Source organism: Streptomyces sp. NPDC045998 (assembly GCF_056430285.1).
The window spans coordinates 266,817-273,457 of record NZ_JBWKLJ010000009.1; the positions used below are offsets into that span (position 1 = coordinate 266,817).

General features: G+C 71.4%; 8 protein-coding genes. 7 read left to right on the forward strand and 1 reads right to left on the reverse strand.

Going from position 1 to position 6,641, the window contains the following annotated elements; all coding sequences use genetic code 11:
- Positions 1-19 precede the first annotated feature (19 nt).
- The 3 genes from AC07FJ_RS26260 to AC07FJ_RS26270 all read left to right on the forward strand — a co-directional run bounded on the left by AC07FJ_RS26260 (position 20) and on the right by AC07FJ_RS26270 (position 2,566).
- Positions 20-799: an SDR family NAD(P)-dependent oxidoreductase gene (locus tag AC07FJ_RS26260; RefSeq protein WP_479051845.1), complete on the forward strand. Its 780-nt coding sequence runs from the start codon at positions 20-22 to the stop codon at positions 797-799.
- Positions 778-1,872, forward strand: coding sequence for a threonine aldolase family protein (locus AC07FJ_RS26265; RefSeq protein WP_361420143.1), 1,095 nt, complete (start codon positions 778-780; stop codon positions 1,870-1,872). Before AC07FJ_RS26260 ends, AC07FJ_RS26265 begins: the two co-directional genes overlap by 22 nt.
- A 94-nt stretch (positions 1,873-1,966) precedes the next feature.
- Positions 1,967-2,566, forward strand: coding sequence for a transglutaminase-like domain-containing protein (locus tag AC07FJ_RS26270; protein ID WP_479051757.1), 600 nt, complete (start codon positions 1,967-1,969; stop codon positions 2,564-2,566).
- A 42-nt stretch (positions 2,567-2,608) separates the two neighbouring features.
- Here AC07FJ_RS26270 and AC07FJ_RS26275 read toward each other — a convergent pair whose 3' ends face one another.
- Entirely contained in the window at positions 2,609-3,331 is a 723-nt protein-coding gene (locus tag AC07FJ_RS26275) for a lysophospholipid acyltransferase family protein (protein ID WP_361420137.1), read from the reverse strand.
- Positions 3,332-3,595: 264 nt separating this feature from the next.
- Between AC07FJ_RS26275 and AC07FJ_RS26280 the strand changes: the two genes are divergently transcribed.
- The 4 genes from AC07FJ_RS26280 (at position 3,596) to AC07FJ_RS26295 (ending at position 6,537) form a co-directional block, all read left to right on the forward strand.
- Positions 3,596-3,916, forward strand: a complete 321-nt coding sequence (locus AC07FJ_RS26280; RefSeq protein ID WP_479051846.1) for a TlpA family protein disulfide reductase — start codon at positions 3,596-3,598, stop codon at positions 3,914-3,916.
- Positions 3,917-3,995: 79 nt separating this feature from the next.
- Positions 3,996-4,526, forward strand: coding sequence for a flavin reductase family protein (locus AC07FJ_RS26285; RefSeq protein ID WP_479051758.1), 531 nt, complete (start codon positions 3,996-3,998; stop codon positions 4,524-4,526).
- A 202-nt stretch (positions 4,527-4,728) separates the two neighbouring features.
- Positions 4,729-5,514 carry an electron transfer flavoprotein subunit beta/FixA family protein gene (locus tag AC07FJ_RS26290; protein ID WP_361420131.1) on the forward strand — a complete coding sequence of 262 codons (786 nt, stop codon included), beginning with the start codon at positions 4,729-4,731 and terminating at the stop codon, positions 5,512-5,514.
- Positions 5,515-5,574: 60 nt separating this feature from the next.
- Positions 5,575-6,537, forward strand: coding sequence for an electron transfer flavoprotein subunit alpha/FixB family protein (locus AC07FJ_RS26295; RefSeq protein WP_468291745.1), 963 nt, complete (start codon positions 5,575-5,577; stop codon positions 6,535-6,537).
- Positions 6,538-6,641: the final 104 nt, after the last annotated feature.

A 6,641-nucleotide genomic window follows, 5' to 3' on the forward strand; every position in this document is an offset into this window, starting at 1 on the left:
GCAGGAGGAGGCGACGCCCATGAACGGCAACGGCAACGGGAACGGCAACGGGAACGGCAACGGAGCGCTCGAAGGCGCGGTCATCGCGGTGGCCGGAGCGGCGGGCCCGGCCGGCCGCGCCACCCTGCTGCGGCTGGCGGCGGCGGGCGCGACGGTCGTCGGCGCCGACTACGACCCGGAGCGCCTCGCCGAGGCGGTCGACGCCGCCCGGTACATGCACGGCGGAGCCACCGTCACCGGCGACATCGTCGACCTCCTCGACCTGAACGCCACGCGCGAGTGGGCCGACAAGACCGAGAAGGAGTTCGGCCGCATCGACGGCCTGGTCCACCTCGTCGGCGGCTGGCGCGGCAGCGCCTCCTTCCCGGAGACGAACCTCGCCGACTGGGAGCTGCTGGAGAAGCTGCTGATCCGCACCGTCCAGCACACCTCGCTCGCCTTCCACGACGGGCTGCTGCGCAGCGACCGCGGTCGCTACCTCCTGGTCAGCGCCGCCGGAGCGACCAAGCCGACCGCGGGCAACGCCGCGTACGGCGCCGCCAAGGCGGCGGCCGAGGCGTGGACCCTTGCCCTCGGCGACGCCTTCCGCAAGGCGGGGGGCGAGGCGGGGCCCAAGGCGGCGGCTGCCATCCTGGTGATCAAGGCACTGGTGCACGACGCCATGCGCGCCGAGCGCCCGAATGCGAAGTTCGCGGGCTTCACGGACGCCAAGGACCTGGCCGACGCCATCGCCGGCGTCTGGGAGAAGCCCGCCCAGGAAGTGAATGGACAGCGCCTGTGGCTGACCCCCAAGCCGTGACCCCCGCCGCCGTCAGGACCGACGCGCGGCGGCGCCACGACCCGACCGTACGCGGCTTCGCCAGCGACAACTACGCCGGCGCCCACCCGGAGGTCCTCGCGGCGCTCGCCCTCGCCAACGAAGGCCACCAGGTCTCGTACGGGGAGGACGTCTACACCGAGCACCTCCAGCGGATCATGCACAGCCACTTCGGCCCGACCGCCGAGACGTACCCCGTCTTCAACGGCACCGGCGCCAACGTCACGGCCCTCCAGGCGCTCACCGACCGCTGGGGCGCGGTCATCTGCGCCGAGTCCGCGCACATCAACGTGGACGAGGGCGGGGCGCCGGAGCGCATGGCCGGGCTGAAGCTGCTGACCGTCCCGACCCCGGACGGCAAGCTGACGCCGGAGCTCATCGACCGGCAGGCGTTCGGCTGGGAGGACGAGCACCGCGCCATGCCGCAGGCCGTCTCGATCACCCAGAACACCGAGCTCGGCACCGTCTACACGGTCGACGAGATCCGCGCCATCGTCGAGCACGCCCACGGCCTCGGCATGAAGGTCCACCTCGACGGCGCCCGGATAGCCAACGCGGCCGCCTCGCTGGACGTCCCCATGCGGGCGTTCACCAACGCGGTCGGCGTGGACGTCGTGACCTTCGGCGGCACCAAGAACGGCATGCTCATGGGCGAGGCGGTGGTCGTCCTCAACCCGGACGCGGCCCGCCACATGAAGCACCTGCGCAAGATGTCGATGCAGCTGGCCTCCAAGATGCGGTTCCTGTCGGTGCAGTTCGAGGCGCTGCTCGCCAAGGACCTGTGGCTGCGCAACGCCCGGCACGCCAACGCGATGGCTCAGCGCCTCGCGGAGGGCGTGCGCGCGGTGGACGGCGTCGAGATCCTGTACCCGGTGCAGGCCAACGCGGTCTTCGCGCGGCTGCCGCACGAGGTCACCCGACGGCTCCAGGAGCGCTTCCGCTTCTACTTCTGGGACGAGTCGGCGGGCGACGTCCGCTGGATGTGCTCCTTCGACACGACCGAGGACGACATCGACACCTTCGTCCTGGCGCTGAAGGAAGAGATGGCACGCTGAGGCGCTCCCCAGCGACCTTCGATGCGGTGCATGAATATGCGACCGGCCGGAAATTCATTGACTTCCGGCCGGTCGCTTCCTTAGGTTTGGGGGCATGGAGCTGATTCAGCACACCCCGGAACTCTCCGCGTATCTCGCGGCCGATGAGGCAATCGACCACGAGCACTCGCTGGTACGGGGTATCGCGGCGCGACTCACCGTTGAGCACGTCGACGCATATTCATACGCCAAAGCCGCCTTCGAGTACGTCCGTGACACCATCGGCCACTCCGCCGACGTCGACGACCCGCGCGTCCCGTGGCGCGCCTCCGACGTGCTCGAACTGCGCGTCGGCATCTGCTACGCCAAGTCCCACGCGCTCGCCGCGCTGCTGCGCGCCCGCTCCATCCCCACCGCACTGTGCTATCAGCGGCTCACCGAAGACGACGGCACGGATCCGGTGCTGCACGGCCTGGTGGCCGTCCGGCTGCCGGGCCGGGGCGCCTGGGCCCGGCAGGACGCCCGGGGCAACAAGCCGGGGGTCGACGCCCGGTTCAGCCTGGACCGCGAACAGCTGGCCTTCCCCGTACGCCCCGAGCTCGGCGAGATCGACTACCCCGTGCTGTACGCGGCACCGCACCCGGTCGTCCTGAGCGCCCTGCGGGCCGCCCGCGACCGTGAGTACCTGTGGAAGACGCTCCCGACGGAGCTCTGAGCGCTGCGGCGCCCGGCCGGCCCGGCGCGCTGCCGCCACCGTTCAGCTGGCCTCGCGCACCTCAGCCGGCGTCGGAGCCGTACCGCCGAGGTGGGCCGGGACCCACCAGGTGTCGCTCGCGTCCTTCGGCCGCACCGGGTACGCGCGCTGCGCCGCCTCCAGCAGCTCCTGCACCCGCTCGCGCAGCCGCCGCGTGATCGCGCCCGCGTACTGGTCGGTGGGCGCCTCCACCGGCTCGCCGACCCGGATCGTCACCGGGATGTGGCTGCGCTTGAAGTTGCGCGGCCGGCCCTTGGTCCACAGCCGCTGGGTGCCCCACAGCGCCATCGGGATCAGCGGCACACCCGCCTCCTGGGCCAGGCGCGCCGCGCCCGACTTGAAGCTCTTGAGCGTGAACGACTGCGAGATGGTCGCCTCGGGGAACACCCCGATGATCTCGCCGGCGCGCAGCGACTCGAGCGCGTGGTGGTAGGCGGCCTCGCCCTGCTCGCGGTCGACCGGGATGTGCTTCATGCCGCGCATCAGCGGCCCGGAGATCTTGTGCCGGAACACCGCGTCCTTGGCCATGAAGCGCACCAGGCGCTTCTGCGGCAGCGCCGCGAGACCCGAGAAGATGAAGTCCAGGTAGCTGATGTGGTTGCTGACCAGCACCGCCCCGCCGCTGCGCGGGATGTTCTCCGAACCCTGAGTGTCGATCTTCAGGTCGAGCGCCTTGAACATCGTGAGAGCGGCGCCGATGACCGGCCGATAGACGAGTTCTGCCACAGGAGAAGACCCTTCTTCGTCGATGCCTGGGGAGGTTCTCCCGGCGGAAGTTACGCAGCCGTAGGTATCCGGCATGGGGCAGATCGTGCCGCATGTCCGCCCCGCAGGCCAGTCCTGACGCCGTCGGGAGAGGAGATTCTCGTCACGTCGTGGCCGCTCACAGGGGCTGCGGGAATCAGCCGGGGCCCCGTCGGCGCTGCACGGGACGGCGGCGTCGGACGAGGTGAGGGAGCGGTGACGAAGGACGTGGAGAGTGTGGAGGACATGGCGGACGGGGGCGGATTCCTGGGGCCCGGGCAGCTGGGGCAGGCCCTCGGGGAGAGGGCCACACTCGTGCAGTTCTCCAGCGCCTTCTGCCAGCCGTGCCGCGCCACCCGGCGGATCCTCGCCGACGTGGCGGACATGGTCGAGGGCGTGGCCCACGTCGAGATCGACGCCGAGGAGCACCTCGGGCTCGTGCGCGCCCTGGGCATCGCCAGGACCCCCACCGTGCTGGTGCTGGACCGGGCGGGCCGGATCGTCCGCAGGGCGGCCGGCCAGCCGCGCAGGGCCGACGTCATCGCGGCCCTCGGGCACGCCGTGTGACCGGCCGTGATGCATCTCGCACCTACTTCGCGGAGTCTCCCTTGACCGCACCCGCCGCGCATCGAAAGGCTGGCGTCCCATGACGGCCCCGTCCGAACTCGACGTTCCCTTCCGGCAGCAGCACGCCACCCCCGACCTCCTCCGCTCCGTCTTCCGGCGGCACGCCGCGGGTGTCGCCGTCATCACGGCGCACGGCACCACGGCCGACGGCGCGCGACCCGTCGGCTTCACCGCGACCTCCCTCACCTCCGTCGCCGCCGAGCCCCCGCTGATCTCGTTCGGCGTGGGCACCTCGTCCTCCAGCTGGCCGGTGCTGGCGGAGGCCGAGCACATCGGCGTGCACATACTCGGCGAGCACCAGAGCGAGCTGGCCGCCACCTTCGCGCGGAGCGGCGCCGACCGCTTCGCCCCGCCGACCCGCTGGTACCCCGGCCCCGAGGGCGTACCCCTGTTGGACGGCGTACTGGCCTGGCTGGTGTGCCGCGTCGTGGCCCGCGTCCCGGCGGGCGACCACCGCATCGTCGTGGCCCAGGCGGTGGCCGGCGACCCGGACGGCGCCGGGCGGCCGCTGCTCTACCACCAGGGGCGGTTCAGCGGGCTGCGGGACTGAGGGATCCTGGACGTACACCCCGGTTACTCAGCGTTGGCAAGGTCACAGTTCAAAGCGCTTGCTTACTGGGAAAGCACTGGGTGTACTGACGAGTAATATTTCGTCCGGGGCGGCCGACGCCCCGAGCGGAAACCGTCCCATCAGGCGCCTATGCTGCGTGCAACAAGGCAGCCCAGTTATGACGATGTGTAGGAGAGCCGGCGTGAGCTTGAGGATCGTTGTCTGTGTGAAGTACGTGCCCGACGCCACCGGCGACCGGCACTTCGCCGATGACCTGACCGTCGACCGCGACGACGTCGACGGCCTGCTGTCGGAGCTGGACGAGTACGCGGTCGAGCAGGCGCTGCAGATCGCCGACGAGGCGGACGACGCGGAGATCACCGTGCTCACGGTCGGCCCCGAGGACGCCAAGGACGCGCTGCGCAAGGCGCTGTCCATGGGCGCCGACAAGGCCGTCCACGTCGAGGACGACGACATCCACGGCTCGGACGTCATGGCCACCTCGCTGGTGCTCGCCAAGGCCATCGAGAAGACCGGCTACGACCTGGTCATCTGCGGCATGGCGTCGACCGACGGCACCATGGGTGTCCTGCCGGCGATCCTCGCCGAGCGCCTGGGTGTCCCGCAGGTCACCCTGCTCTCCGAGGTCTCGGTCGAGGACGGCACCGTCAAGGGCCGCCGTGACGGCGACACCGCGTCCGAGCAGCTGGAGGCGGCGCTGCCGGCCGTCGTGTCCGTGACGGACCAGTCGGGCGAGGCCCGCTACCCGTCCTTCAAGGGCATCATGGCCGCCAAGAAGAAGCCGGTGGAGTCCCTGGACCTGGAGGACCTGGAGCTCGACTCCGACGAGGTCGGCCTCGAGGGCTCCTGGACCAAGGTCGACTCGGCGGCGGAGCGTCCGGCCCGCACGGCCGGCACGGTCGTCAAGGACGAGGGCGAGGGCGGCAAGCAGCTGGCCGAGTTCCTCGCGAGCCAGAAGTTCATCTAGGGCTCGCGCGAGCCACTCACCCGCCCCCAGACTCTTCGCATCGCAGGAGATTGAAGTCCCATGGCTGAAGTTCTCGTCTACGTCGACCACGTGGACGGCGCCGTCCGCAAGCCCACGCTGGAGCTGCTGACCCTCGCCCGCCGCATCGGCGAGCCCGTCGCCGTCGCCCTCGGCTCCGGTGCCGAGGCCACCGCCGCCACGCTCGCCGAGCACGGCGCGGTCAAGGTCCTGACCGCCGACGCGCCCGAGTTCGCCGACTACCTCGTCGTGCCGAAGGTGGACGCGCTCCAGGCGGCGTACGAGGCCGTATCGCCCGCCGCCGTGCTCGTCCCGTCCTCCGCCGAGGGCAAGGAGGTCGCGGCCCGCCTCGCAGTCCGCATCGGCTCCGGCATCATCACCGACGCCGTCGACCTCGAGGCCGGCGACGAGGGCCCGGTGGCCACGCAGTCCGCGTTCGCCGCCTCCTTCACCACCAAGTCCCGCGTCTCCAAGGGCACCCCGGTCATCACGGTCAAGCCGAACTCGGCCGCCGTGGAGGCCGCCCCGGCCGCGGGCGCCGTCGAGGCCCTGTCCGTCTCCTTCTCGGAGAAGGCCACCGGCACCAAGGTCGTCTCCCGCACCCCGCGCGAGTCGACCGGCCGCCCCGAGCTGACCGAGGCCGCGATCGTGGTCTCCGGCGGCCGCGGCGTCAACGGCGCCGAGAACTTCTCGATCATCGAGGAGCTCGCCGACTCGCTCGGTGCCGCCGTCGGCGCCTCGCGTGCCGCCGTTGACGCCGGCTGGTACCCGCACACCAACCAGGTCGGCCAGACCGGCAAGTCGGTCTCGCCGCAGCTGTACATCGCGGCGGGCATCTCCGGCGCGATCCAGCACCGCGCGGGCATGCAGACCTCGAAGACCATCGTGGCCATCAACAAGGACGCCGAGGCCCCGATCTTCGACCTGGTCGACTACGGCGTGGTGGGCGACCTTTTCGAGGTCGTCCCGCAGCTGACCGAAGAGGTCAAGTCCCGCAAGGGCTGATCCCTCGGATCGTTCGGCAGACGTGGCCCGGGGGGGGGGGGGGGGGGGGGGGGGGAGGGGGGGGGAGGGGGGGGGGGGGGGGGGGGGGGGGGGGGGGGAGGGTA

Excerpts from the sequence above, each read along its gene's own strand:
- AC07FJ_RS26285 (WP_479051758.1), top strand. The coding sequence starts at position 3,996 with ATGACGGCCCCGTCCGAACTCGACGTTCCCTTCCGGCAGCAGCACGCC.
- AC07FJ_RS26270 (WP_479051757.1), top strand. The coding sequence starts at position 1,967 with ATGGAGCTGATTCAGCACACCCCGGAACTCTCCGCGTATCTCGCGGCC.
- AC07FJ_RS26295 (WP_468291745.1), top strand. The coding sequence starts at position 5,575 with ATGGCTGAAGTTCTCGTCTACGTCGACCACGTGGACGGCGCCGTCCGC.
- AC07FJ_RS26260 (WP_479051845.1), top strand. The coding sequence starts at position 20 with ATGAACGGCAACGGCAACGGGAACGGCAACGGGAACGGCAACGGAGCG.
- AC07FJ_RS26280 (WP_479051846.1), top strand. The coding sequence starts at position 3,596 with ATGGCGGACGGGGGCGGATTCCTGGGGCCCGGGCAGCTGGGGCAGGCC.